The following is a 26,203-nucleotide window of genomic DNA, read 5'->3' on the forward strand; positions in this document are numbered from 1 at the left end:
ACCCCCTCGCCCCCCCCCCCCCCCCCCCCCCCCCCCCCCGCCGGGGCAGAAACGGCGATCATGTCCGACGTCGACAGAGGGCCGGCCTTGGCGGGGCCGGCACTGGCCGCCCTACCGACCGGGCAGCCACGACGGGCCGCTGACCTCGTCCCATCCGGTCGGGTCGGCGAGGACGGCGGCGACCGCGTCGCCGCGGGGCAGGTTCGCCGCCGACCAGCCGTCGGCGGTGACCGTGATCACGCGGTCGCCGGCGGTCAGCCGGCGGAAGGTTCCGGTCACGACGGGCAGGATGTGCCGGTCGAGGTTCTCGAGCTCGTCGTCGGAGCCGGTGTCGCAGGCGTCGCAGCCACAGTCGGGGACCAGCGCCAGGCAGCTGGCCGGGTCCCCGACGCCCAGGGTGATCCCGGCGTCCGGCACGTCGCCGAGGCGGCTACGGGCGACGACGAGGGGGAGTGCTCCGGCCGCGTGGGGCACGGCGCGGTCGGTCCTGGTGATGCGCGTTCCGGGCACGCGCTCCCAGCGCGCGTCCGCGTTCCGCTCCACCCGCGCGAGTCCGGCGTCGGCGAGGGCCGCGAACCACGCCTCGATCCGGGCGCCGAGAATCCGATATCTGCCCGGGTTGGTGAGCCGCGAATACTCCTCGTCGACCGGGGACCGGTCGGGATGCGGATCCGGCCACGGCGACAGTCCCCGCGACGTCTGGGCGAAGCGGGCGTCCACGGCCGCGAGCAGCGCGTCCTCGGTGAGCACGCGGCCATGATGACGGCCTTCGGGGCCGGCGGCCACGCGTTTTTGTGGCCCTGGGCGGCTCGACCGGAAGGGCGGATGACCGCGGCCGACTGTTCGGACCGGCGCGGCGTGTGGGGGCGCGGCTCGCTGTTTGCCTGGCGTCTGGCCGGCGGTTGGTCGTATGAAGAGGAACAGGGCATCGTGGCCTTGGTGGGCGGTAGCCGCCTCGATCCACGGGTCCAGACAGTGATGTGCCTGTACGGCGGGACCGGCGCCGATCTCGGTGTCGTCGCCCGCGTCGGTAATACCTGGCGGTCCAGGCGTACCGAGGGTTGATCGTGTACCCGGGGGAGTGGCTGGGCGGCCTGGGCGACCTGATGGCGGTGAGCTGACATGACGGCGCGGCCCGAACCCGACCACTTAGCGACGGCCTCGGCCCCGGCTGGCCAGCCACTGGCCGGCCTGCGCGTGGCCGAGTGGTCCCGTTCCATCGCCGGCGGCTACGCCGGCCGGATGCTGCGTGACGCCGGCGCCCACGTCACCCGGGTCGGTGCCCCGGGAGTCTCGCTGCCGAGGCCCGCGCTGGCCGCCTATCTGCATTCCGGCAAGGACGAGCGGCCCGGCACCCTGGCCGAGGTCGCCGCGCTCGCCGCCGACGTCGTCATTCTCGAGCTTCCGGACGCCCCCGACGACGAGTTCCTCGCCGGTTTCGGTGACGCGGCCGTCGTCGTGATCACTCCCTGGGGGCTGCGCGGGCCGTGGGCCGGCGCCGGCCGGCCGTGGAGCGAGCTGACCATCCAGGCCGAGTCCGGCTCGTTGTCGATGCGCGGGCTGCCGGACCGGCCGCCGCTCATGACCGGCAGTTCCGAGGGCCTGTGGATCACCGGCGCGATGGCCGCGGCGGCCGCCGTCGCGGCCGTCCAGGGCGGCCGGGCGCACCGGCTGGTCGACGCCCCGGTGCTGGAGGTCACGGCGTACGCCACCAACCTGTTCCAGGACATCGGCGCCTCCCTCGCGGGTGCCTCGCCGGCGACGCCGCCCGCCCGCCACCGGCTGAACCCGTCGGTGGAACCGGCCGCCGACGGCTGGGTCGGCTTCAACCTGGCCTCCGCCCAGAACCACGAGGACTTCCTCGTCCTGATCGAGCGCCCCGACTGGCTCGCCGACCCCCAGATGACGTCACACGCCGGCCGCTACCAGCGGTACGACGAGTTCACCGCCGCGGTGCGGTCCTGGACCCGGCGGCACACCGTCGCGGAGATCGTCGAGCAGGCCGCCGCCTTCCGGATCCCGTGCGCGCCCGTGCACAACGGCCGCACGATCCTGGCCGACCCGCATCTCGTCGACCGCGGCTTCTACCAGCCGAACGCGCTGGATCCGGGCCTGCTCGAACCGGCGCCCCCGTTCCTGTTCGACGGCGTGCGGCCGCGGCGCGGCCAGGAGCCACCCCCCACCGGCGCCGCGGCCACCAGCGCCGCCGCGGCGGCCGACGGCCCGGACGACGCGCTCCCGTTCGCCGGCCTGCGCGTCCTCGATCTCGGTACCTGGTGGGTCGGGGGATACGTCGGCACCGCGCTGGGCGCGCTCGGCGCGGACGTGCTCAAGGTGGAGAGCACCCGGCGCGTCGACGGCGCCCGGCTGGCGGGCCTCGTCCCGGCGACCCAGGACCACTGGTGGGAGTGCGGCGTCTTCTACCTGGGCGGGAACAGCGACAAGCGCGGCATCACCGTGGACTTCTCCGTGGCCGCCGGCCGGGATCTGCTGGCGCGGCTGATCGCCGACGCCGACGTGCTGATCGAGAACTACTCGCCGCGGGTGCTGGAGTCGGTCGGGCTCGACTGGGACGCCGTCCATGCGATCAACCCGCGGCTGGTGATGCTCCGGATGCCCGCGTTCGGGCTGACGGGGCCGCGCCGGTCGATGGTCGGCTACGCGCAGACCGTCGAGCAGTTCTCCGGCCTGTGCTGGCGAACCGGCTACCCGGACGCCGACCCGCACAACCCCAGCGGCCCCGCCGACCCGATGGCCGCCGCGAACTCCTTGTTCGCGCTCGCCTCGGCGCTGCTGGCGGCCCGCCGGACGGGCGCGGGGACGCTGGTCGAGTCGCCGCTGGCGGAGGCCGCGCTGGTGATGGCCAGCGAGCAGGTCCTCGCCTGGACCGCCGACGGCGTCCTGCTGGAGCGGCTCGGCAACCGGGACGCGGTCGCCGCCCCGCAGGGTGTGTTCCCGACGGCCGAGCCCGACCGCTGGGTCGCTCTCACCGTCGCCGACGACGGGCAGTGGCGAGCGCTCGCCGCGCTGAGTGGCCTCGAGGGCTGGGCCGACGACCCCGGGCTCGCCACCGCCGACGGCCGGCGCGCGCGGGCCGACGAGCTCGAGGCACGGCTCGCCGCGTGGACCGCCGGCCAGGAACGCGGGGCGCTCGTCGACCGGCTGCTCGCGGCGGGCATCCCGGCGGGCGAGGTCCGCGACGGCCGGTTCGTCCACGACCACCCCCATCTGGCGGCGCGCGGCTCCTACCAGCCGTTCGAGCTGCCGTGGGCGGGGACCGTCCCGCTGCCGCGGCTGCCGGTCCGCGCCGCCTCGGGCGGCTGGGCGCACCGGCGCCGCCCGCCGACGCTCGGCGAGCACAACGCCGAGGTGCTCGGCGGCGAGCTGGGACTCGACGAGGCGCTGCTGGCCGAGCTCGCGGCGGGCGGCGTCCTCGGAACCGTCCCGCGCGGCGTCACGTAGCTCGGGGCGGGGCCGCCAGCCGGCGTGACCGCGACCGGGCAACCAACGAAGCGGACCACCGCGGTGGGAACCGCGCCGGGGGCGGGTTACCATCGGGTCATGGCAGGCGCCCCCTTGCTGCTGCACAGTGACCGCGTCACGGACCTCGGTCGACTGGCCAGCGGCGCCTGTCCCCGGTAGCCCAGGTCCCCGGTAGGCGGCTTCCGCGTCGCCCGCCGGCCGGCTTCCGGTAGCCCGCCCCCTCGGTCTGTCTCGCCGACCGGCACGTCCTTCGCCGCCTTTCGACCGGCGGCGGGCACCCCACCGACCGGATCCACGTCCGGGGACATCCGCGTGCCTGGCTGACCGCTCCCATTTCTCAACTTTCTAGGTCGGAAAGAAGAGATATTGGTCGCCGGCCGCGACGCCGACCGTCGTCCCGCGCCTCCCCGCCTGGCAGCTCCCGGTCCCTCCGCTCCCGCGGAGCGGCCCCGGGGCGCCACCCTCACCGCGCGCCGCGCGCTGAACCGCTGGAGCCTGACGTGCCTCTTGTCCATCCCGCGCTGATGGGTCTGCCCCCCTCCTACGCCGCCGCCCTGGGCCCGGCCGGCGCGCGGCCGGCGACGCGTCACCCCGGCGCCGCCGCCTCACCGCGACCGGGGCTCGCCGACCTGCTCACCGGGACGCTCGCGGCCGAGGTGCTGCGCGACGACGGCGCGCCGCTGGATCTGGTGACCCTGGCCGAACTGGCCGGGCGGCTCGCGGCCGCGGACGGGCTGTGGCGGCCCGTCGTGCGCCACGACCCGGACCGGCGCTGGTACACCCGGCTGCTGCTGACCGGGGTCGTCGAGGTCTGGCTGATCGGCTGGGCGCCTGGCCAGCACACCGAGGTGCACGACCACGGCGGGGCGCTGGGCGCGCTCGCGGTCGCGGACGGGGAGGTCGAGGAGGACGTCCACACGGCGCGCGCGGGATCCTGGGAACAGCGCTGGACCCGCCGCCACAGCCGGGGCGAGGTCATCCGGTTCGCCGCCGACCACGTGCACCGGGTCGTCAACCGCGCGCAGGGCCCGGCCACCACCATCCATGCCTACTCGCCTCCGGAGCTCCCGTTGCGTTACGCCTCCTCGGACACCACCCGTGCCGGCCGGCTCTCGACTCCCATCGCCCCCACTGCCGTCACGGCCACATCCGTCTCTCTCGCCCCCGCCCCGGTGACCGGCGGCTGGGCCGCGCCCGCCGACGGCCGGCCCGCCATGACGACGGCCGCCGACCGATGAGCGGCCACGCCGGGGGCGCCGCCACTGTCACAGGGGGTAGCCGGATCGACGCGATGCTTGCCAGGGCCCGCGCCCGGCTGCGCCGGATCGACCCCGCCCAGGCCGCGGCCGAGAGCACGAGCGGGGCGCTCCTGATCGACATCCGCCCGGCGGCGCAGCGCGCCGACGAGGGCGAGATCCCGGGTGCCCTCGTCATCGAGCGCAACGTGCTCGAGTGGCGGCTCGACCCGACCAGCGACGCCCGGCTCCCCGTCGCCACCGGCGACGACCTGCGCGTGATCGTCTTCTGCTCCGAGGGGTACACCTCGAGCCTGGCCGCTGCCGCTCTACAGGAGTTGGGGCTGCGGTACGCCACCGACGTCGTCGGCGGCTACCAGGCCTGGCGGGCGGCCGGCCTGCCCACCACGCCTGGATCCCCGGCGCCCGCGGGCTGACCAGGGGCGCCGGCGGTTGGCGCCCGCTTCCCGATCCGGCGGCCGGCGCCCGACGGACGTGGCGACGCGCGAGGCGCCGCCAGGGGGAGGCCCGTTGGCTCGCCGTGAGGCTGACGCGCGCCGGTTACGAGGCGAGGGCGGGCATGACCTTGTCGGCGACCGTCCGCAGGTATGGCCAGGCGATCTCGGGGGGAAGCCCGCCGACGAGGGGCTGCAGCCCGAGGATCTGTCCGGCGCGGGCCCGCTCGATGGCCTGGTCGACGGTCAGGATGATGTGGTTGCGGTTCTCGGCGCGCAGCTCGTCGACCGTCGTGGCGAACGACAGGCTGGCGGTGGTCCCGTCGTTCTCGTTCCACGCCGCGTAGCTGACGGCGTCGTGCAGGAGGTAGGAGCCGAGCTCGTCCCACGCGCGGTCGAGGTCGTCGGCGACGAACACGGTCGTGGGCGAGTCGGGCGACGGCAGGTAGCACATGCCCGGCTCATGACCGGCGTCGCGCGAGGCCTGCTCGTAGGCCTCCTTGAGGCCGTCGGCGGCGCCCTGGGCCAGGAATCCAAGGCCGTGGCGGCCGGCGCGCCGGGCCGCGGCGATGCTGCCTCCGCCCCACGCGATCATCGGGCCGCCTGGGGTCAGCGGCTTCGGGGTGACCTGGATGCGGCGGCCCTCGTACTCGAACGGCTCGCCGGTCTTGGCCCGCAGCAGCAGGCCGAGCTTCTCCTCGGCGATCTTCCCGCGGCGGCGGAAGTCGACGCCGTACATCTCGTACTCGGCGGGCCGGTAGCCGACGGCGGTCACGTAGGAGACCCGGCCGTTGCTGATGATGTCGAGGACGGCCATCTCCTCGGCCAGCCGGATCGGGTCGTACAGCGGCAGCACCACCGCCGCCACCATGATGGCGACCTTGTTCGTCCGGGCGGCCAGCGCTGAGGAGAACAGCAGCGGGGAGGGGAGATAGCCGTCGTCGGACATGTGGTGCTCGCACACCGTCGTCGCCAGGCAGCCCCGGGCCTCCGCCCACGCGGCCATCTCCAGCGCGGCCGCGTACAGCTCGGTCGCCGGCGCTCCCGTGGACGGTGCCCGCATGTCGAAACGTAACGTGAACACAGGTTTCTCCTCGCGTCGCGGTGGCTGGCCGGCCGGTCCCGGACGGAGGCGCCCGGGGCGTCGCCGGTCTCAGGGACCGGCTCGCGCGATGACCATGGTCGTCCGCCCTGTCTGGCCACCCATGTTCGCACCTTCCGGTCCGCCGACGCCGGGTCCGCCGGTGGATCCGCGGGGGAGCGGGAGCCGGCCATGGCATGGGGCGGGTGCCCCGCGCCGGTGAGGCGGGGCGCCCGGCCGGGGCGTCCTCTCCCGCCCCGCCGGGGCGTCCTCTCCCGCCAGTGGTGGGGCCGCTCGGCCGGCCGCGCGGCATGCCCGTAGGGTCGTGGCGGTGACGGGCACGAACCGGGACGGACGGTAGGAAAGCATGCGCGTGCTGGTGGCGACACTTCCCGAGCTGAGCCACGCCCTGCCGACGGTGCCGCTGTGCTGGGCGCTGCGGGCCGCCGGCGCCGACGTGCTGGTGGCGAGCGGTGGCGACGTCGTGAAGATCACCGGAGCCGGCCTGCCGATGGTGGACCTCCTGCCCGGCCGCGGCATCGCCGGCTTCCTCAACGCCTTCGACCTGGCCGCCCTCGCCGGCCCGGGCGGCGGACAGGCCGCGAGCCCCGCCGCGCCGGCGGGCGAGGCGGCGCCGACGGCGGTGCCCGACGTGTCGGAGCAACTGGCCGACGCCCCCGAGTACGCCGGGTTCCTCCCGCACGTGAGCCAGATGCTGCCCGAGGACGACATCACCGCCCTCTTCGCGATGATGCACCGCTTCGTCGACCTCGCGGAGCAGTGGCGCCCTGACGTGATCGTCTACGGGCCGATGACGGTCGGCGCGCTGGCCGCCGCGGCGAAGCTGGGCGTGCCCGCCATCGAGCACGGCTTCGGATTCCTGCGCACCGACGGCATCGACGAGCTGCTGCGCGTCCTCGGCGGCGAGGTGTTCGACCGGCACGGGGTCGACCTGCCGGCCCGCAGGTACGCGATCGACGTCGCGCCGCCGAGCATGCTCGCCGAGGCGCCGCGCGGCTGGTCGATGCGCTACATCCCGTACAACGGCGGCGCCGTGGTGCCCGACTGGCTGCGCGAGCCGCCGGCCCGCCCCCGGGTGGCGGTGACGCTCGGCAACCTGGTTCCCCAGCTGGCGGGCGGCGGGCACGGCGTGGTCGGCCGGATCGTCGAGCAGGCCGCCACCGTCGACGCGGAGTTCGTGCTGGCGCTCGGCAACGCGGACCCGAGCGCGCTCGGAGCGCTCCCGGCCAACGTCCGGACCATCGGCTACACGCCGCTGACCCAGCTGCTGCCGACCTGCGCGGCGGTCGTCCACCACGGCGGCGCCGGTACCTCGATGGGCGCGCTCGACGCCGGCATCCCGCAGCTGGTCATCCCGCACCTGTTCGACCACCAGCACACCGCCGAGGTGGTGGTGAAGCGCGGCGCGGGCCTCGCGCTGGACCTGGTCGCCGACGCGGACCTGCCGACCGGCGTCCTCGAGGCGCTGGTGGGCGACGAGCACCTGCGCGCCTGCGCCCGCGAGGTCCAGGCCGAGATGCGGGCTATGCCGACTCCCACCGATCTCGCGGCCCAGGTCCTCGACCTGGCGAGCGCCTGACGGGCGGGGCCGGCCGCGCGACAACGCCGGCGGGCCTGGCGATGCCGGCGAGGCCTGGCGGAAGAACGGGTCAGGGGCAGGGTGACCGGTAGGACAGGTCCGGCAGGTAGCGGGCCCATTCCGCCTCGGTGAGCTGGCCGTCCGGGGTGGCGCAGGCGCGCCCGGCGAGCTCGTCGGGGTCGATCACCCATAGCCGCGTGGTCCGGTCGAGGCTCGTGGTGGCGAGTGTCGCGCCATCCGGGCTGAACGCCACGCCGTACACGTGGTCGTCGTGGCCGGCGAGCGTGGCCAGCGCCCGCGGCCGGAGCGGGTCCGCGACGTCCCAGAGCCGGGCGGTCTGGTCGCGGCCGGTCGTGGCGAGCGTCGCGCCGTCCGGGCTGAACGCGACGCCGTAGATCGCGTTGGTGTGGCCGGCGAGCGTGGCGAGCTCTCGCGGCTGGCGTGGGTCGGTGACGTCCCACAGCCGGGCCGCGCGGTCACCGCTGCCGGTGGCCAACGTCCGGCCGTCCGAGCTGAACGCCACGTCCAGGACGTAGTCGGTGTGGCCCGTGAGGGTGGCGAGCGGTGCCGGCGCGCGCGGGTCGGAGATGTCCCACAGCCGGGTCTTCTGGTCGGTCGCGGCGGTGGCCAGCGTCCGGCCGTCCGGGCTGAACGACAGGCCCCAGGCGGCGCCGGCGTGGCCGGTGATGGTGGCCAGCGGCGCTGGCTGGCGCGGGTCGGAGACGTCCCAGAGCCGGGCGGTCTGGTCCAGGCTGCCGGTGCTGGCCAGAATCCGGCCGTCCGGGCTGAACTTGACGCCGAACACGGGCGCCGTGTGGCCGGTGAGAACGCCCAGCGGGGCCGGCGCGCGGGGGTTGGTGACGTCCCACAGCCGGATGGTCTGGTCGCCGCTGCCGGTGGCCAGCGTCCGGCCGTCCGGGCTGAACGCCACGCCGTTGACCTCGCCGGTGTGCGCGGTGAGGGTGGCGACGGTCGTCGGCTGTGGGCTGGTGAGGTCCCACACCCGGGCGGTCCCGTCGTCGCTGGTGGTGACGAGCACCGTGCCGTCCGGGCTGAACGCGACGTAGATGACCTCGGCGGTGTGCCCGGTGAGCGTCGCGCGGGTGACCAGTTGGCGGTCCGCGGCCGCCAGCAGGGCCGCGCGTGCCTCGGCGGTCGGGGACAGCCGGTAGGCGGCCACGGCCAGGCGCAGCGACAGCGCGCGATCCGCCGGCCCGGCCGCGGTGGCCCGCGCGGCGAGCGTCCGGGACGCGGCCGGCAGGTCCTCGGCGGCGGGCTCGCCCTTGCCGGAGCGCGTGAGCAGCACCGTGGTCGTCACCGCGGCGACGACCACGGCCAGCGCGGCGGCCGCCGCCACCAGCGCCCGGCGGCGGGGACGCCGCCGGCGTGGCGGCGCGGCGGGCACCGGTGGGCGCGCCTCGATGCCCGGGGGCGGCACTCCGGGCCGGCTGTCCCGCGGAGCCGGAGGGGGAGGCGGCAACGGGAGCGGGGTCGTCGTCGGGCCCGGCCGCTCGGCCGGCTCCCGGCCGACGCTCGGCCGAGGCGCCGAGCGTCCCGGCGTCCCCGGCGCCGTCGAACCGAGCAGCATGCCGTAGAGCTCACCGGCGCTCGGCCGGTCCGCCGGGTCCTTGCGCATGGCCGTCGCGACGATGTCCCGCAGTGGCAGGGGCAGGCCTGACAGGTCAGGCGCCTTCGTCTCGATGCGGTAGAAGATCACATCGGTGGGGCCGTCCCCGAACGGCAGCCGGCCGGTCCCGGCGTGCACGATGACGCCGCCCCAGGCGAAGACATCGGCCGCCGGCGTGATCTCGGTACCCGCGACCTGCTCGGGCGCCATGAACGCCGGTGTGCCGATGCGCCGGATCTCCCGGGACAGCGCGGTCGCCGCGTCCAGCGCGCGGGCGATCCCGAAGTCGATGACGCGGGCGCCGGTCGCGGAGAGGAGGACGTTCTCCGGCTTGAGATCGCGATGGACCACGCCGGCGCCGTGGATCACCGTCAGCGCCGTCGCCACGCTGATCGCCAGCTGCTCGAGGTCGGGGCCGGGCAGCGGCCCGCGTTCCCTGATCGCCTGGGCGAGCGTCGGGCCGTGGACGTAGTCGGTGACGAGGTAGGCGGGCTCGCCGTCCGGGTCGGCGTCGAGGACCTCGGCCGTGCAGAACCCCCGGACGCGACGGGCGTTGGCGACCTCGCGGCGGAACCGGGCGCGGAACTCGCGGTCGGCGGCCACGTCCGGCCGGATCACCTTGACGGCCACCGGCCGCCCCCGCGGGCTGAGCCCGTAGTAGACGACGCCCATCCCGCCGCGGCCGAGCCGGCGTAGCAGGGTGTAGGAGCCGACCCGGCGCGGGTCGGTGGCCAGCAACGGCGTGCCGGACGGGCCCGAGGGGCCGGATGGTCCGGACGGGCCGGTCGTTCTGCTCGGCGGGTCCGCGGTCACCGCGCCTCACCGCCGCGCCAGGCCGCCCACGCCGGACTCGTGCTCACTGTGTCTCCCCGCGTTCCCCGTTTCCGGACATGGTGGCAGTACGACTCGAGGGACGGTCGCCAGAGTCGTGAACTTGCCGCGGTACGCGACGGACCGGCGCCGGACTGTCGGCGTCACCGGACCTGCCGCGGTCCGCCGGCCGGCAGCCCGTCGAACGCCCGGCGTGCCCCGCCTGACGCGGCCCGTTCCCAGCCGGAAGGCGAGGGGCCGTGTTCCGCGGCTGGTCCCGCCACACCCGGGCCGGCGGCAGGCGCCGTCGGCGATAGAAATCGTGAATCGCGGGTTCGGAATTTCGGCGTTGCCGATGCCTCGCGGCGCGCCCAGTATCGCTGGGGCGGGCGCCGTGCCCAGCTCGCGGCCCGCTTCCGCTGAAGCGACAGAACGGATCTCACATGCGCCTGACTGTCCTGGGCTGCCGTTCGGGAATGCCCGCCGGTGGCCAGTGCAGCTCGAGCTATCTGGTCGAGACGGACTCGACGAGGGTCCTGCTCGACTGCGGCCCCGGCGCGATGACCGCGCTCAGCGCGGTCATGCGGCCGTGGGATCTGGACGGCGTCATCATCAGCCATCTTCACCTCGACCACTGCTATGACCTCCTGCCTCTGGGGAAGGCAATGCTGGCCGGCCGGGTGCATCGGTCGATGGGCAGTCTCATGACCATTCCGACGCTGCCGGAGATGGCGGATTACGTCGACAGGCTGCCCGTGCCGCTGTATGTTCCGCGCGGTGGGCGGGAGACCCTGAACACGCTCGCCACGCTCTTTCCCGTCACGACCATCCCACTGCTCGACAAGGCGTTCGAGGTGGCCTTCGAGGTCCGTGAGTACACTCCGGGTGACCTTTTCACCATCAGCGATCTCGAGATCGGCCTGCATGAGCTGCGGCATGCGGTGCCGAACTGCGGGATACGGGTGGAGAGCAGCGGGGGAAGCCTCGCCTACACCGGTGACACCGGATTCACCGATGCATTGGTCCCGCTCGCCCGAAACGTTGATCTGCTGCTGTCCGAGGCCACGCTGGCGGTCCCCGACGGGACCGCGCACGGTCACCTGTGTGCCACGGAGGCCGGCACGGTCGCGCGGGCGGCCGGCGTCGGGCAACTGGTGTTGACCCACTTCGCGACCGCGGAAGCGCGCTGGCTCGAGGCGCGCAAGGCGGACGCCGAGCGGGTGTTCGACGGGCCGGTGCGCCTTGCCGCGCCGGCCGGGCAGTTCGATGTCCGATACTCCCGAAAGGTCATGGGATGACAGGCCTGATGGGCCGCATACGTGGCTGGCGCCTGATGCCCGCCGTGGTCGTCGCGGTCGGACTTCTCGCCGCCTGTGGCGAGGATTCCACTCCCACCTCCACTTCCCCGACGCCCGGCGCGATTCCGACTCTCGACAGCGCGACCCAGGTGACCATCACCTTTCTCTCCTACAACTACGGCACGCCCGGCCTGGGCGGGCAGGGCACGCAGGCGCTCATCGACGCCTTCGAGAAGGCTCATCCCAACATCACGATCAAGCCGCAGGGTGTTCCCGTCAAGGACGTGCTCACCAAACTGCGCACCGACACGGCGGCCGGCACGCCGCCGGACGTCGCGCAGATCGGCTGGAGCAAGATGGCCGAGGCGGTGGAGGCCCTGCCGGTCGTTCCCGTGCAGCAGATCCCGCCGGAGGCAGAATGGAAGGAACACACCGCCGGAATGTCGCCGAGAATCCTCTCGGCGGTCGCGGACGACGGCCTGGTGAAGTCGATGCCCTACACCATGTCGATTCCGATTCTGTACTACAACGCAGACCTGTTCCGCGCGGCCGGCCTTGACCCGGCCAAGCCACCGGCCACGATCGAGGAGGTCAGGGAGTACGCGCTCGCCATCAAGGCCAAGGGCTCGGAGGGCGTCTACTACGCCATCGCCGACACCAGCAAGTCCGACTTCCTCACCCAGTCCGTCGTGAACAGCAACGGCGGCAGCCTCGTCGGCGGCGACGGGGAGGTGACCGTCGACTCCTCGGCGGCGGTTCAGGCCCTGACCACGATGCAGGACCTCACCACGTCCGGCGCGCAGCCCGCGGTCAACTCGGACAGCGCGGTGGCCGCGTTCAACAGCGGAAAGCTCGGCATGCTCGTCACCAGCACCGCCCTGATGGCCGGCGCGCAGAAGGCCGCGGACGGAAAGTTCGAGCTGCGCACCGCCGGCTTCCCCGCCTTCGGCGACAAACCCGCCAAGCCCACGTACTCGGGCGCCGGGCTGGCCGTTCTCGCTCGCGACGACGCACACAAGCGGGCGGCCTGGGAGTTCATCAAGTTCGTGACGAGTGAGGAAGGCTTCGAGATCATCACGTCGCGGATCGGCTACCTGCCGCTGCGCGACTCGGTGGCCACCAAGCTCGCCGACACGCCGATCATGAAGCTCCTCGAACCGTCGATCAGCCAGCTGGACACGGTCACGCCTTACACCTCCTTCAACGGCACGAAGGCGAACCAGGCCGTTGTGACGCTGCAGGACGAGGCGGTGGAACCGATCGTGCTGCGGGGGGCCGATCCCGGCCCGACGCTCGCCAGCGCGGCGGACAAGATCCGAAGGCTGACCGCCTGACGATGACGACCGCCACGAGCCAACCGCCGCGCGACCAGGGCGCGTCGCCGGAGACCGACGCGCCGGCGTCCCCCGCGGCCGGTGCCCGGGCGGCCGCGGCCGGGGGGGGGGGGGGGGGGGGGGGGCGGCGCGCGCCCCCCCCGCGGGGGGGGGGCGGGGGGGCGCGGGCGCGGGGGGGGGGGCCCCCCCGGGGCCCCCCCCCGCCACCGGCGAGCGGCTGGCGCCCTGGCTCTACCAGGCCCCGGTCCTGGTCTCGCTCGCCGTCTGGGTCTACGGGCCGCTGGTGTTCACCGGCGTGCTCAGCCTCCTGGAGTGGGACCTGACCTCCCCGGACCGCTCCTTCGTCGGGCTGGACAACTACCGCCGGCTGGCCGAGGAGCCCGAGTTCCCGCACGCGCTCACCCGGACGGGGCTCTACGTCCTCGCGATGCTGCCGTTCGCCACCGTGGTGCCGATGGCGCTGGCCGTCATGCTGTGGAAGCGGCCGGGCCGGGCGAGCGACACCTACCGCTCGCTGCTGTTCCTGCCGGTCGTGCTCGCCCCGGTCGCCACCGCGCTGGCCTGGCGCTTCATCCTGGACCCACTGGGCGGCGTGGTGAACCTGACGCTGGGCGGTCTCGGCCTGCCAGAGCAGGACTGGCTCGGCGACCCGGACACGGCGCTCTGGGCGATCTCCCTGATCACGGCGGGCAAGTTCGTCGCGTTGAACATGCTCCTCTACGGCGCGGCCCTGGCCTCCCTGGACGGCCGCGCCCTCGACGCCGCGCGCGTGGACGGCGCGACGGAGTGGGAGATCACCCGTCACCTGGTGGTCCCGCAGCTCACCGGCACGACGGTCCTCATGTCCTTCCTGTGCGTCGTCTTCGCCGGCCAGTGGACCTTCACCAACATCGCCGTACTCACCCAGGGCGGCCCGGACAACAGCACGGACAACGCCTACCTGCGCCTTTACACCTACGCCTTCGTCTTCTTCGACGCTGGGACGGGAGCGGCGGCGGCCGTCGCGATCGTCGTCCTGCTCACCGTCCTGTTCGCGGTGTCCGCTCCCCTCCGGAGGCGCCATGCCCGGCCATGACCGGCGCCCGCGGGCCACGGCCGCCGCGGTCACCCGGCACGCCGTGTTGATCCTGACCGTGTTCGGGATGCTCTTCCCGATGCTCTGGGCGCTCTCGGCGTCCTTCAAACCCGGCAGCGACGTCTACGGCGCGAGCCCGCTGCCGATGCCGGCGACGCTGGAGAACTACCGGTACGCCCTGGGCGAGTTCCCGGTCGCGAGGCTGCTGCTCAACACCTTCGTCACGGCGGCCGGCGTGACGGTGCTGCACCTCGCCGCGGGCCTGCTGGCGGCGTGGTCGTTCGTCCGCTTCGCCCACCGTGGCCAGCGCGTGGTGCTCGGCCTGGTCACGGTGGCCCTCGTCGTCCCTCCCCAGGCATTGATCATCCCGCATTTCCTGATGGTCGCGCGGCTGGGCCAGCGGGACACCTTCGTCGGGCTCATCGTCCCCCAGCTCGCGACCTGCGCCCTGGCCGTCCTGCTCCTGCGCGAGCACATCCGCGCGATACCGCCGACGTTGATCGGCGCGGCCACCCTGGACGGCGCGACGCACGCCGAGACGCTGCGCCGCGTCGTCCTCCCGCTGCTGCGCGGCGCGCTCGGCGCCGTGGCGATCGTCGTCTTCATCACCACCTGGAACGAGTACCTGTGGCCGGTGCTCGTCGCGCCGAGCCCGGAGCACACCACGATCCAGGTGGGTCTGCAGATGTTCGAGACCCAGGAAGGCCCCGAGCACGGCCCCCTGCTGGCGGCGGCGATGCTCGCGACGATGCCGGTCGTCGCCGTCTACTTCCTCGCGTCCCGGCGCATCGCCGACGCCTTTCTCCAGTCCGGACTGAGGTAGCCGATGACCTCCATGACGTCGACGCCGCCGACGCCTCTGACGACCGGTCCCGTGGCCGGTTCCCCTGATGCCGCGCCCGCGCCCGGCGGGGTGACGTTCGACGGTGTCGTGAAGCGGTACGGCGGCCAGACCGTGCTCGACGTGGCCCGCCTGGATGTCCCGCACCGTTCGTTCACGGTCGTCGTCGGCCCGTCGGGCTGCGGCAAGTCCACGGGCCTGCGGGTCGTCGCCGGCCTGGAGACGCCGGACTCGGGCCGGGTGCGCATCGGCGGGACGGACGTCACGGACACTCCACCGGGACGGCGCGGCGTCTCCATGGTCTTCCAGGACTTCGCCCTCTACCCCCATCTCACCGTCGAGCAGAACATCGCGTTCGGGCTGCGGCTCGAGGCGAAACACAACCGGCGCGCCGGTCCCGACAAGGCCGAGATCGCCCAGCGGGTGACCGACGCCTGCGCCATGCTCGGCCTGGCGGAGCTGCGCCGCCGCCGGCCGTCCCAGCTTTCCGGGGGTGAGCGGCAGCGGGTCGGGCTGGCGCGTGCCATCGTCCGCCGGCCCAGGGTGCTGCTGCTCGACGAGCCGTTGTCCGCGCTGGACGCCCAGCTACGTCAGCACGCCCGCGCCGAGCTCGTCCGGCTGCACCGGGAGCTCGGCAACACCGTCATCCTGGTCACCCATGACCAGCTAGAGGCGCTGTCGATGGGGACGAACCTGGTGGTGATGAACGCCGGGCGGGTGGCGCAGACGGGCGTGCCCGCCGATGTCTATCAGCGGCCCGCGGACACCTTCGTCGCCACGTTCGTCGGCAGTCCGACCATGAACCTGCACGACGTGGAGCCGCGCCCGCATCCCGCGGGAGGCGAGCTGGTCGGGCCCGGCATCCGTGCCGTCGTCGCCGGAGCCGGCCTGCCGCGTCGGGTCCGGCTGGGGTGGCGGGCGGGCGACGGCGTACTCGAGACGCCGACGGGCGTGAGCCCGGCGAGCGAGCGGCCGACGGACGAGGCGCCCACCGGGCCGGGCCTCACTCTCGAGGGCCTCATCGACGTCGTCGAGTTCACCGGCGAGTCCACCGTCATCCACTGCGTGGGGCCGGCCGGCGGGTGGCGGGCGTCCGTCGGGTCGGGCGTCGCGGTGCCAGCGGTGGGCGAGCGGGTCCGGCTCCGGGTCGAACCGGACAAGCTGCATCTGTTCGACACGGCGACCGGCCTGCGTCTGGCCGACCCGGCCGGGCCGGTGGCGGAACCGGTCCCGAGCCTGGGTGGCGTCCGGCCCGACGGCGTGTAGCCCAGCCGGCGTGGGAGCGAGGCGTCCGCCCGTTGTGGCCGACCGCTTCCGCGCCGGCGCGCCCACGTCGGTCGGTCGGTCGGTCGCTCGACCTCGGCCGGTGGTGGCGGGTGGGGCGGTGCCCCTGGTTGTCACCAGGCGGCGGGGCGGTCGCCGCGGCGCTGCCCAGGCACCGCGCCCGGGCCGGCGGTGGCGGGTGGGCCGCCGGCAGCCTCGGCGGCGGCGTCGCCAGCCCGCTCGCGCAGGACCGTGTCCACGCTGTCCAGCAGGGCGGCCACCAGCCTGGTCTGAGGTGGGCGCCACACCATGTGGACGGGGACCGTCGGCACCGGATCGACGATGGGCACCACGCTCGTGCCATTCAACGTCCGGGCCCGTTCCAGCGAAAGAATCCCGGCTACCGGGCCGGTGGTGATCCGCAGCCGCACCCCGCCCAGGTCGTCGTTCTCCGCGACGATCCGCAGGTTGGTGCTCGTGCGCTGCGCGATGGCGATGATCGTGTCGTACATCGTCGGTGAGGTGGCGCGGCGGCACAACATGCATGCCTGGCTCGCCAGCTCGTGGAACGCGACGCTCTGCCGCCCCGCCCATTCATGGTGGTGGCCGACCACCGCGACGAGCTGGACCCGCAGCACCTCGCGGGAGCCCAGCGCGCCGGTCGGTGGCGGGCCGAAGGTGAACCCCACGTCGAGCTCACCGTTGAGAAGGCCCTGTACCTGGGGTCCGCTCGTCAGTTCCCACAGGTGCGTCCCGACGCCAGGGTGGGTGCCGCTCAGCTTGACCAGGGCGGGCTGAAGCACACGTTCGGCGGCCGACAGGTTGAACCCAATGTTGATCCACCCGCTTCGGCCGGCGGCGACCTCCCGTGCCGCGGTCATCGCCCGGTCGGCCTGCTCGATCAGCTTTCGCGCCTCGGTCTGGAATACCTGGCCGGCGGGAGTCAGCCGAACCTCGTGGGACGTCCGCGCGACGAGCTCGACCCCGACCTCCCGCTCGAGCCGCCGCAACTGCTGGCTGAGCGATGGCTGCGCAAGGTGCAGCCGGGCCGCGGCCCGGCCGAAGTGCAGCTCATCGGCAATGGCAAGGAAGGAGCGGAGGATGCGGATATCCATTGGTCCTCCTTTGCCGATGCGCTGGCAGCATCGCACGGGCGCGAGATAACGGGCGGTGAAGAATTCATGTTGTGGCGCGGAACCGCCCCGGCTTCGACCCGCGGATCGTGACTGACGTCACGGGCGATCCCGCCCGCGTGAACGACGGTTCACCACCTGGGCGATCCGGTGGTCCGTCCGCCACGCGGGATTCCGGCGCCCGGTGGCCGACGCCGGCGGGGTGACGAGGCGCCCGGCGGGTCCGCGCCAGGTCGGGACGCCGGCCGCCGATCGGCTCTGGACACCGCCGGCCACCGGGGCGATCATCATGCCGCCCGCCTGAACGCTCCCGGCCGCGGTCTCGCCCGGCCAACCGCCGGTCGCCCGCCGCGGGCTGGCGGTGCCGGGCGCGCGGGCAGGGGCCGGTGGCGGCCGGACCGCGACCGCCCGCTTCGCGCGGTGACCAGATGCCCCGCGGCTGTACTGGGCCCACCCAAAAGATCTTGAGTGTTTTCTTGACTCGTTCAGGAAAACGGGGAACAGTGTGGGGCGTGCCCACGGCCTTGGACTTCGAGCGGATGCTGCGTGAGGTCGCGTTGCGGGTGACGCGTCCTCGGGTGGCGGTGCTGGGCGCGGTGTACGCGCATCCGCACGCCGACACGGACTCGATCATCGGCGCCGTGCGCGGCGAGCTGCCCGAGGTCTCGCACCAGGCCGTGTACGACTCGCTGCGCGTGCTGACGGCGGCGGGTCTCGTGCGGCGGATCCAGCCGTCCGGCTCGGTGGCCCGCTACGAGTCGCGGGTCGGCGACAACCACCATCACGTCGTGTGCCGGTCCTGCGGCGTCATCAGCGACGTCGACTGCGCCGTCGGCGAGGCGCCCTGCCTGACGGCCTCCGACGACCGCGGCTTCCTGATCGACGAGGCCGAGGTCATCTACTGGGGCCTGTGCTCCGGCTGCTCCACCGCACCCAGTTCCTGATCAGTCCTGATCCGGAGGGAGTCTCATGTCCGAGAACCACGAGACGACAGTCGCGCCCACTACCGACACAGGGAGCGCCGACACGGAGAGCGCCGGTGGCTGCCCGGTCGTGCACACGCGCGCCGCGCACCCCACTCAGGGCGGTGGGAACCGCGGTTGGTGGCCGAACCAGCTCAACCTGAAGATCCTCGCCAAGAACCCCGCCGTGGCCAACCCGCTCGGGGCGGACTTCGACTACACCACGGCGTTCGGGAGCCTCGACCTGCCCGCCGTGAAACGGGACATCGCCGAGGTGCTGACGACCTCGAAGGACTGGTGGCCGGCCGACTTCGGCCACTACGGCCCGTTCATGATCCGGATGGCGTGGCACAGCGCGGGCACCTACCGCATCAGCGACGGCCGGGGTGGCGGTGGCGGTGGCCAGCAGCGGTTCGCGCCGCTGAACAGCTGGCCGGACAACGGCAACCTCGACAAGGCCCGCCGCCTGCTGTGGCCGGTGAAGAAGAAGTACGGCCAGAAGATCTCGTGGGCCGATCTGATGATCCTCGCCGGCAACGTCGCCCTGGAGTCGATGGGCTTCACGACCTTCGGCTTCGCCGGCGGCCGTCCCGACGTCTGGGAGCCGGAGGAGGACGTCTACTGGGGCCCGGAGCAGATCTGGCTCGGTGACGAGCGCTACACCGGCGACCGGGAGCTGGAGAGCCCGCTCGGCGCGGTCCAGATGGGCCTGATCTACGTCAACCCGGAGGGTCCGAACGGCACCCCCGACCCGCTCGCCGCCGCCCGCGACATCCGGGAGACGTTCCGCCGGATGGCGATGGACGACGAGGAGACCGTGGCCCTGGTCGCCGGCGGCCACACCTTCGGCAAGACCCACGGCGCGGGCCCGGCCGACCACGTCGGCGCCGAGCCGGAGGGTGCCCCGATCGAGCTGCAGGGCCTGGGCTGGAAGAGCACCTTCGGCACGGGCAAGGGCGGCGACGCGATCACCAGCGGCCTCGAGGGCATCTGGACCAACACGCCGACGCAGTGGGACAACAGCTTCTTCGAGATCCTGTTCGGCTACGAGTGGGAGCTGTTCCAGAGCCCCGCCGGCGCGAACCAGTGGCGGCCGGCGGGCGGCGCCGGCGCGGGCACCGTCCCCGACGCCCACGACCCGGCGAAGACGCACGCGCCGACGATGCTCACGACCGACCTCGCGCTGCGCTTCGACCCGATCTACGAGCCCATCTCGCGGCGCTTCAAGGACGACCCGGCCGCGTTCGCCGACGCGTTCGCCCGGGCCTGGTACAAGCTGACGCACCGTGACATGGGCCCGATCGAGCGCTACCTCGGCCCCGAGGTCCCCAGCGAGGTGCTGATCTGGCAGGACCCGATCCCGCCGGTGACCGGCGAGCTGGTCGACGCCACGGACGTCGCGGCCCTCAAGGCCAAGGTCGTGGAGTCGGGCCTGACCGTCTCGCGGCTGGTCTCGACCGCGTGGGCGGCGGCCTCGTCGTTCCGCGGCAGCGACAAGCGCGGCGGCGCGAACGGTGGCCGCATCCGGCTGGAGCCGCAGCGCGGCTGGGAGGTCAACGACCCCGACCAGCTGGCGACCGTGCTGAGCATCCTGGAGTCGATCCAGGCGGAGTTCAACGCGGCCGGCGGCCGGCAGGTCTCGTTCGCCGACCTGCTCGTGCTCGCCGGCGGCGTCGGCGTCGAGCAGGCCGCCAGGGCCGCCGGCTTCGACGTCGTGGTCCCCTTCACGCCGGGCCGCGGCGACGCCACGCAGGAGCAGACCGACGTGGAGTCGTTCGCGGCGATGGAGCCGCCAGCGGACGGGTTCCGCAACTACCTCGGGAAGGGCCAGCGCCTGCCGGCCGAGTTCCTGCTGCTCGACCGGGCGAACCTGCTGACCCTCAGCGCCCCCGAGCTGACGGTCCTCATCGGTGGCCTGCGGGTGCTGGGCGCGAACTACAAGCAGTCGCCGCTCGGCGTCTTCACCACGACGCCCGGGGCGCTGACCACCGACTTCTTCGTCAACCTGCTCGACCTGGGCACGACGTGGACGCCGACGTCCGAGGACGCGAACACGTTCGAGGGCCGCGACGACGCCACGGGCGAGCTCAGGTGGACCGGTACGCGGGTCGACCTTGTCTTCGGCTCGAACTCCGAGCTGCGGGCGCTCGCCGAGGTCTACGCGAGTGACGACGCGAAGGAGAAGTTCGTGGCCGACTTCGTCGCGGCGTGGGTCAAGGTCATGAACCTCGACCGGTACGACCTCGCCTGATTCCGACGCGGCGTCCAGGCCGGCCGGGCGGCCGGCCTGGACGCCGCCCCCATGCACGGCGACAGGATTCACGAACCCAGCGGCGGGCCGTCCCCTCGGCCCGCCGCTGGTCGTGTTTCTGAGGCGAGACTCGCGCGCATTACCGTCGGGAATCCGACCTCCAGGTGTCGGCAAGCCGACATCTGGACGCCAGCCGGGAAGACCGACTATGGCGGTAGCGGGGTGGGTGCGGGTGGTGAAGTACGGTGAGGCCCGAGGTGCGGCGCGGGGGTGCCCACCTGCCGGTTCCTGCGCCATCGGCGTGTCGGTAACAAACGGCGCACGTGGCGGCTGACGTCGTTCCTGTCCGGATCGGCGTGTCACGTCCGGCCGGTTCTCTCCGTCTTACTTGCGAGTGTTCGTCCGCTGATGTGATCAGCCTGGCAGGGGGGCTTCGTGCGCCGTATCGCAGAGTTCGTACTTAACCATCGCAAGCTTGTCTTGATCGGCTGGCTTCTCGTCGTGGTCGCGGGCATCGCCCTGACCGGCCGGACCAATGATCGCCTGGTCATTGACTTTTCGTTGCCGGGACAACCAGGCACCGAGACGGCAAATCAGATCGACGAGGAGTTCAAGGCGGGTGGCAAGACCGCGCCCTATGTCGTGAGCGTCACAATGCCGGCCGGCCAGGTCGTCACCGGCCAGGAGGCCGCTGTCGGGCGGGCATTCGCCGCCGTGCAGCAGGAGGTGCCGCAGACCCGGGTGATCGACGAGGCGAACACCGGTGACAAGGCCTTCCGGACCGGCGACGACCGCACGGCCTACGCACTCGTCTTCTACCGCTTCATGCACGACCCGACGGCGCCCTTCCCCACCGACGCCATCACCGAGGCCCTGACGGCGGCGGCCCCCACGGGCGCGACGGTCGGCGTCACCGGAGAGGACGCCCTGGCCATCGGCGACGCCGAGGGCGGCGGGGCCAGCGTGCTCATCGAGGTGCTCTTCGGCGCCCTCGGCGCGCTCGTGGTGCTCGCCTTCGTCTTCGCGTCGTTCCTGGCGTTCCTGCCGCTGGTCGTCGCGGCGGTCTCGATCCTGACCACGTTCATCCTGCTGCTGCCGCTGACCTACCTCACCGACGTCTCGTTCATCGTCGAGTTCCTGATCGCGCTCATCGGCCTCGGGGTGGCGATCGACTACTCGCTCATCCTGGTCACCCGGTGGCGCGAGGAGCGCGACCACGGCCGCGACAACCACGAGGCGGTCGTGGTGGCCATGCAGACGGCGGGCCACGCGGTGATGTTCAGCGGCATCACGGTGGCCATCGGGCTGCTTGCCCTCGTCGTGCTTCCCGTGCCGTTCATGCGCAGCATCGGCCTGGGCGGCGCGCTGATTCCGCTGGCCAGCGTGCTGACGACGCTGACGCTGACGCCGGCCATCCTCGGTGGCATCGGCCCGAAGGTCGACTGGCCGAAGATCCGGCACGAGAACCGCGCCGGCAAGGCGTGGACCCGATGGGCCAGGGGCGTGGTGCGGCACCGGATCCTCTCGACGGGGGTGGCGCTGCTCGCCCTCGGCCTGCTGGTCGCCGCGTTCTTCGGCATCAAGATCGGCCTGGCCTCGTCCTCGTCGCTGGCCAAGAACGGGCCGGCCTACACGGCGTTCGAGACGCTGAAGGCCGGCGGTGTGCCGACCGGCGTCCTGACCCCGATGGAGGTGCTGGTCGACACGCCGCGGGCCGAGTCGGTCGCCGCGGCGCTGCGCGACGTCCCGGGCGTCGACCGGGCGGTGGTGGCGACCGGCGACGGGCAGTCGGTGAACGGGCACAGCATCGTGGTGGTGATTCCCGACTCGGAGACCGTCAACTCGTCGTCCATCCAACCGGTGCGCGACGTCAAGGAGGTCGTGGCCGACCTGCCGGGGGTCGTCGGCGTCGCCGGCATCGGCGCGGACCAGATCGACTTCCTGAAGGCGGTCTACGGCAACTTCCCGCTGATGCTCACGATCATCGCGCTGCTGACCTTCATCCTCCTGGTGCGCGCCTTCCGGTCGATCCTGCTGCCGATCAAGGCAATCCTTCTCAACCTGGTCACGCTCGGCGCGACGCTCGGCTTCATGGTGCTGTTCTGGCAGAACGGGTTCGGGTCCGACACGATCTTCGGGGTGGACGAGACCGGAGCGGTGACCTTCTGGCTCCCGCTGATGGTGTTCGCGTTCCTCTTCGGCCTGTCGATGGACTACGAGGTGTTCATCCTGGCCCGGGTCCGTGAGGAGTACGACCGGACGGGGAACACCGATGACGCCGTCGTCGAGGGAATCGGGCGCACCGGCCGGCTCGTGACCAGCGCCGCGCTGATCCTGTTCCTGGCGTTCCTCGCGCTCGCCACCGGGCCAGGCACCGACCTGAAGACGTTCGCGACCGCGCTCGGCTTCGGCATCCTGCTCGACGCGACCATTGTGCGGTCCGTGCTGGTGCCGGCGCTCGTCTCCCTGTTCGGCCAGTGGAACTGGTGGCTGCCCGACTGGGTGGCCCGCGTGCTGCGGATACCGCCGTCGCGCCCGATCGAACCGGCCGTCGTCGGCGACGCGGTCGCGGTACCCGAGCCACGGGGTTCATCCAGCCCATCCAGCGTGTCCGAATGATCCGAGCAACGGCGCCGTAGACCCGCGCCACCGCGGTAACCCGCGCCACCGCGGTAACCCGCGGCGAGCAAGACACCGGCCCGGCGGAACCCCATGGTTCCGCCGGGCTGACTCGTTCCCGGGTCTTCGAGATCCGTCGCCGCCCGCTCACGCCACCCAAGGCGGCGCGGATACCGGCGTCGTCGGTTGACCTCAACCACGGTTGAACAGCCAGGCTCGATCGCGGTTACCGACGACGAAGGGACACCCGATGAGAGCCGCGGCGTTCACCGAGCCTGGCGGACCGGACGTACTCAGGCTGATGGACCTGGACACCCCGCACGCCGGCGCCGGCCAGGTCCGGGTCCGGATCAGGGCGGCCGGGGTCCAGCCGGTCGACTGCGCGGTGCGGGCCGGCCGGACCCCGCCCTGGATGGCGCAGGACCCACCGACGATTCCCGGGAACGAGTTCGCCGGAGTCATCGACGAGGTGGGCCAGGGGGTGGCGGCCGGACTGATGGTGGGCGGCGAGGTGCTCGGCTTCGGGCGCCTCGGCGCCTACGCCGAGTATCTCGTGGTCCCGGCCGACCAGGTGACGGCCAAGCCGGCGGCGATGCCCTGGGAGGTCGCCGGCGGATTCAGCGGCGGCGCCCAGACCGCCCACATAGCCCTGCGGGAGCTCGCCGTGGGCAAGGGCGACACCCTGCTGATCCACGGCGCGGCGGGCGCGGTCGGCACCGTCGCCACGCAGCTGGCCGCGCGGTGGGGGGCGACCGTCATCGGCACCGCGAGCGCGGCCAACCACGACTACCTGCGCTCGCTCGGCGCGCTCCCGGTGGCCTATGGCGACGGCCTGCTCGCCCGGGTGCGCGCGCTCGCGCCGGACGGGGTGGACGCGGTCCTCGACGGCGCCGGCGGCGACGCGCTCACCGCCTCGCTCGCCCTCGTGGCCGACCGGTCCCGCGTCCTCACGCTGGTCGAACACGCCAAGGCACCCGGACTCGGCATCCGGACCACCCCGAACCTGCGCTCGTCGGCCCGGCTCGCCGAGCTCGCCCGCCTGTACGCGGACGGCCAGCTACATGTCCAGATCCGGCGGGTGTTCCCCCTGGGCCGCGCGGCCGACGCGCACCGCGACGTCGAGACGGGCCACGGGCGCGGCAAGGTCGTCCTTCTCGTCGACTAACGGCGTGTGGCGGGCCATCCTCGGCATGGCCCGCCACACGCCGTCGACACGGCGTCGGTGGTCAGGAAGCGCGGGACATGGCCCGGGTGCCGACGACGAGGCCGAGGGCGGCGACGGCGCCGGCGGCGAGCAGGCCCCACAGCGTGTCCGCGGCGAGGACCTCGCCGGCGAACAGGCGGCGCTCCGCGTCGACGACGTAGCTCAGCGGGTTGGCCGCCGAGAGCGCCTTCAGCCACCCGGGGGCGTCGTCGAGCGGGAGCAGGACCCCGGCGAGCAGGAGGAGCGGGAACAGCAGCGTCTGCTGGACAGCCCAGAACAGCCACGTCTGCTGGGCGGAGGCCAGCGCGAGCGCGTACGACAGGGCGCCGAGCCCGACGCACAGCAGGGACAGGATCAGCAGGCCGACGAGCACGCCGCCGACGTGCAGGTCGAAGCTGAACGGCACGCAGATCACCACGATGATCAGCGCCTGGACGAACGTCGGCGCGATCTCCTTCAGCGCCCGGCCGAGCAGCAGCGCCGGCCGGCGCAGTGGCGTCACCAGCATGCGCTCGTGCGAGCCGGTCTGGATCTCGAAGAGCAGGTTCGACCCGGTCATCGACGTGCCGAACAGGCACGACATCACCACGATGCCGGGCACGAACCACTGCAGCGCCGAGCCGCCGTCGTCGGCCTTCGGCAGCAGCGGGGCGAACAGCGCCAGGAAGAACAGCGGTTGGATCATGCTGAAGATGACCGAGAACGGGTCACGCAGCATCGGGCGCAGCTCACGGACGAAGACGGTGACCGTGTCTGTCAGCAGGGTGGTGCGGCCCGTGGGCGCGTCGGCGTCGGCCTCGCGGGCGACGTCGGTCGGCCCACCGGTCTCGGTGATCGTCGCGGTGGTCATGCCGGGGTCTCCTTCGCGTTGGCGTCCGCCGCGTCGGCGTCCGCGGACTCGGCGCCGCCGGCGTCGCGCAGGCTGCGACCGGTGAGAGAGAGGAAGACGTCGTCGAGGGTGGGGCTCGCGGCGGTCGCGGCGGCCGGGGCGAGGCCCGCCTCCTCGAGGTCGCGCAGCAACCGGGGGAGCAGCCGCGGCGCGTCGGCCGCCCGCAGCACCACCTGGGCACCTGGCGGGCGCCGCGCTCCCGACGGGTCCGGTACCGGCTCGATCCGGGCCGGGCGGTCGGGGACGTGCTGGCGCAGCCGGTCGGCGGCGCGCTGGGCGTCGGCGGCGTCGTCGAAGGCGAGCACCAGTTCGCTGTCGGCGTGCCTGGCCTTGAGGCCGGCCGGAGTGTCGTCGGCGATCAGCTGCCCGTGGTCGATGATGATCACCCGCTCGGCGAGCGCGTCGGCCTCGTCGAGGTAGTGGGTGGTGAGCACGACCGTGGTGCCGTGCCGGGCGCGCAGCGCGCGGACATGCTCCTGGAGGTTGACCCGGTTCTGCGGGTCCAGCCCGGTGGACGGCTCGTCCAGGAACAGCAGGCGCGGCGAGTGCACCAGCCCGAGCGCGATGTCGAGGCGCCGGCGCTGCCCGCCGGACATCGTCGACACCTTGCGGTCGGCGACGCCGGTCAGGTCGAGCGAGGCGATCAGCTCGTCGGCGCGGGCGGCCGTCGCTGCCCGGCTCATCCCGTAGCAGCGTCCCTGGCTGAGCAGTTCGTCGCGACCGCGCTGGCTCTGGCCGGCGCCGTTGCCCTGGCCGATGTAGCCGATCCTGGCGCGTACCGCGCTTCGCTGCCGGGTGATGTCGAAGCCGGCGACCTGCGCCGTTCCGGCGGTCGGCGGCAGCAGGGTGGTCAGCATGCGCAGCGTCGTGGACTTGCCGGCGCCGTTCGGCCCGAGCAGAGCGACCAGCTCGCCCTCGTCGACCCGCAGGTCCAGGCCGCGGACGGCGTCGACCGTCTGCTTGCGGCTCGTGAACTGCTTCGTGAGCCCCTGCGTGCGGATCACCGGCGCGGTGGCCGGGGCGGTGCTGGTAGTCGAAATCAT

General features: G+C 73.3%; 20 protein-coding genes. 14 read left to right on the forward strand and 6 right to left on the reverse strand.

What is annotated here, in order from left to right; all coding sequences use genetic code 11:
* Positions 1 to 111: 111 nt before the first annotated feature.
* Positions 112 to 750 (reverse strand): DUF6226 family protein, encoded by a 639-nt coding sequence (locus tag I6A81_RS31870; protein WP_203006063.1) that lies wholly within the window; start codon positions 748 to 750, stop codon positions 112 to 114.
* A 6-nt stretch (positions 751 to 756) separates the two neighbouring features.
* Here I6A81_RS31870 and I6A81_RS31875 point away from each other — a divergent pair, with 6 nt between their 5' ends.
* From I6A81_RS31875 to I6A81_RS31890, 4 genes are all read left to right on the forward strand, one after another.
* Entirely contained in the window at positions 757 to 1,065 is a 309-nt protein-coding gene (locus I6A81_RS31875; RefSeq protein WP_203006064.1) for a hypothetical protein, read from the forward strand.
* 57 nt (positions 1,066 to 1,122) lie between these two features.
* A complete protein-coding gene (locus tag I6A81_RS31880) occupies positions 1,123 to 3,462 on the forward strand; it encodes a CaiB/BaiF CoA-transferase family protein (protein WP_203006065.1) in 2,340 nt (779 codons plus the stop codon).
* Positions 3,463 to 3,983: 521 nt separating this feature from the next.
* A complete protein-coding gene (locus tag I6A81_RS31885) occupies positions 3,984 to 4,721 on the forward strand; it encodes a cysteine dioxygenase (RefSeq protein WP_307875053.1) in 738 nt (245 codons plus the stop codon).
* Positions 4,722 to 4,774: 53 nt separating this feature from the next.
* On the forward strand, positions 4,775 to 5,155 hold the full coding sequence (locus tag I6A81_RS31890) for a rhodanese-like domain-containing protein (RefSeq protein ID WP_203006066.1): 381 nt from the start codon (positions 4,775 to 4,777) through the stop codon (positions 5,153 to 5,155).
* A gap of 124 nt (positions 5,156 to 5,279) precedes the next feature.
* Here the strand turns inward: I6A81_RS31890 and I6A81_RS31895 are convergent, their stop codons facing one another.
* Positions 5,280 to 6,257 carry an LLM class flavin-dependent oxidoreductase gene (locus I6A81_RS31895; RefSeq protein ID WP_203006067.1) on the reverse strand — a complete coding sequence of 326 codons (978 nt, stop codon included), beginning with the start codon at positions 6,255 to 6,257 and terminating at the stop codon, positions 5,280 to 5,282.
* A 364-nt stretch (positions 6,258 to 6,621) separates the two neighbouring features.
* Here I6A81_RS31895 and I6A81_RS31900 point away from each other — a divergent pair, with 364 nt between their 5' ends.
* Positions 6,622 to 7,854 (forward strand): nucleotide disphospho-sugar-binding domain-containing protein, encoded by a 1,233-nt coding sequence (locus I6A81_RS31900; protein ID WP_203006068.1) that lies wholly within the window; start codon positions 6,622 to 6,624, stop codon positions 7,852 to 7,854.
* A 70-nt stretch (positions 7,855 to 7,924) separates the two neighbouring features.
* On the opposite strand, the gene I6A81_RS31905 is transcribed toward I6A81_RS31900, so the two are convergent.
* Positions 7,925 to 10,294 (reverse strand): WD40 repeat domain-containing serine/threonine protein kinase, encoded by a 2,370-nt coding sequence (locus I6A81_RS31905; RefSeq protein WP_203006069.1) that lies wholly within the window; start codon positions 10,292 to 10,294, stop codon positions 7,925 to 7,927.
* Positions 10,295 to 10,734: 440 nt separating this feature from the next.
* On the opposite strand from I6A81_RS31905, the gene I6A81_RS31910 reads away from it, so the two are divergent.
* The 5 genes from I6A81_RS31910 (at position 10,735) to I6A81_RS31930 (ending at position 16,105) form a co-directional block, all read left to right on the forward strand.
* Positions 10,735 to 11,589 (forward strand): MBL fold metallo-hydrolase, encoded by an 855-nt coding sequence (locus I6A81_RS31910; protein WP_203006070.1) that lies wholly within the window; start codon positions 10,735 to 10,737, stop codon positions 11,587 to 11,589.
* 8 nt (positions 11,590 to 11,597) lie between these two features.
* Entirely contained in the window at positions 11,598 to 12,923 is a 1,326-nt protein-coding gene (locus I6A81_RS31915) for an ABC transporter substrate-binding protein (protein ID WP_238430428.1), read from the forward strand.
* Between the two features lie 283 nt (positions 12,924 to 13,206).
* On the forward strand, positions 13,207 to 13,998 hold the full coding sequence (locus tag I6A81_RS31920) for a carbohydrate ABC transporter permease (protein ID WP_307875054.1): 792 nt from the start codon (positions 13,207 to 13,209) through the stop codon (positions 13,996 to 13,998).
* On the forward strand, positions 13,985 to 14,821 hold the full coding sequence (locus I6A81_RS31925) for a carbohydrate ABC transporter permease (protein WP_203007200.1): 837 nt from the start codon (positions 13,985 to 13,987) through the stop codon (positions 14,819 to 14,821). The genes I6A81_RS31920 and I6A81_RS31925 overlap by 14 nt, the downstream gene beginning before the upstream one ends.
* 51 nt (positions 14,822 to 14,872) lie before the next feature.
* Positions 14,873 to 16,105, forward strand: a complete 1,233-nt coding sequence (locus I6A81_RS31930) for an ABC transporter ATP-binding protein (protein WP_307875055.1) — start codon at positions 14,873 to 14,875, stop codon at positions 16,103 to 16,105.
* Positions 16,106 to 16,236: 131 nt separating this feature from the next.
* Here the strand turns inward: I6A81_RS31930 and I6A81_RS31935 are convergent, their stop codons facing one another.
* A complete protein-coding gene (locus tag I6A81_RS31935; RefSeq protein WP_203007199.1) occupies positions 16,237 to 17,217 on the reverse strand; it encodes a LysR family transcriptional regulator in 981 nt (326 codons plus the stop codon).
* A gap of 530 nt (positions 17,218 to 17,747) precedes the next feature.
* Between I6A81_RS31935 and I6A81_RS31940 the strand changes: the two genes are divergently transcribed.
* From I6A81_RS31940 to I6A81_RS31955, 4 genes are all read left to right on the forward strand, one after another.
* Positions 17,748 to 18,179, forward strand: coding sequence for a Fur family transcriptional regulator (locus I6A81_RS31940; protein WP_307875056.1), 432 nt, complete (start codon positions 17,748 to 17,750; stop codon positions 18,177 to 18,179).
* Between the two features lie 25 nt (positions 18,180 to 18,204).
* Entirely contained in the window at positions 18,205 to 20,448 is a 2,244-nt protein-coding gene (katG, locus tag I6A81_RS31945; protein ID WP_238430874.1) for a catalase/peroxidase HPI, read from the forward strand.
* A 435-nt stretch (positions 20,449 to 20,883) separates the two neighbouring features.
* Positions 20,884 to 23,067 carry an MMPL family transporter gene (locus I6A81_RS31950; protein ID WP_203007198.1) on the forward strand — a complete coding sequence of 728 codons (2,184 nt, stop codon included), beginning with the start codon at positions 20,884 to 20,886 and terminating at the stop codon, positions 23,065 to 23,067.
* 250 nt (positions 23,068 to 23,317) lie between these two features.
* Complete coding sequence (locus tag I6A81_RS31955; protein WP_203004251.1) at positions 23,318 to 24,232, forward strand: NADP-dependent oxidoreductase; 915 nt, start codon at positions 23,318 to 23,320, stop codon at positions 24,230 to 24,232.
* Positions 24,233 to 24,293: 61 nt separating this feature from the next.
* Here the strand turns inward: I6A81_RS31955 and I6A81_RS31960 are convergent, their stop codons facing one another.
* Positions 24,294 to 25,121 carry an ABC transporter permease gene (locus I6A81_RS31960; RefSeq protein ID WP_203004252.1) on the reverse strand — a complete coding sequence of 276 codons (828 nt, stop codon included), beginning with the start codon at positions 25,119 to 25,121 and terminating at the stop codon, positions 24,294 to 24,296.
* The gene (locus I6A81_RS31965) at positions 25,118 to 26,203 is read right to left on the reverse strand and encodes an ABC transporter ATP-binding protein (RefSeq protein WP_203004253.1); all 1,086 of its coding nucleotides are present in this window, start codon (positions 26,201 to 26,203) and stop codon (positions 25,118 to 25,120) included. The genes I6A81_RS31960 and I6A81_RS31965 overlap by 4 nt, the downstream gene beginning before the upstream one ends.

This window comes from Frankia nepalensis (assembly GCF_016786325.1).
Taxonomy (GTDB): domain Bacteria; phylum Actinomycetota; class Actinomycetes; order Frankiales; family Frankiaceae; genus Pseudofrankia; species Pseudofrankia nepalensis.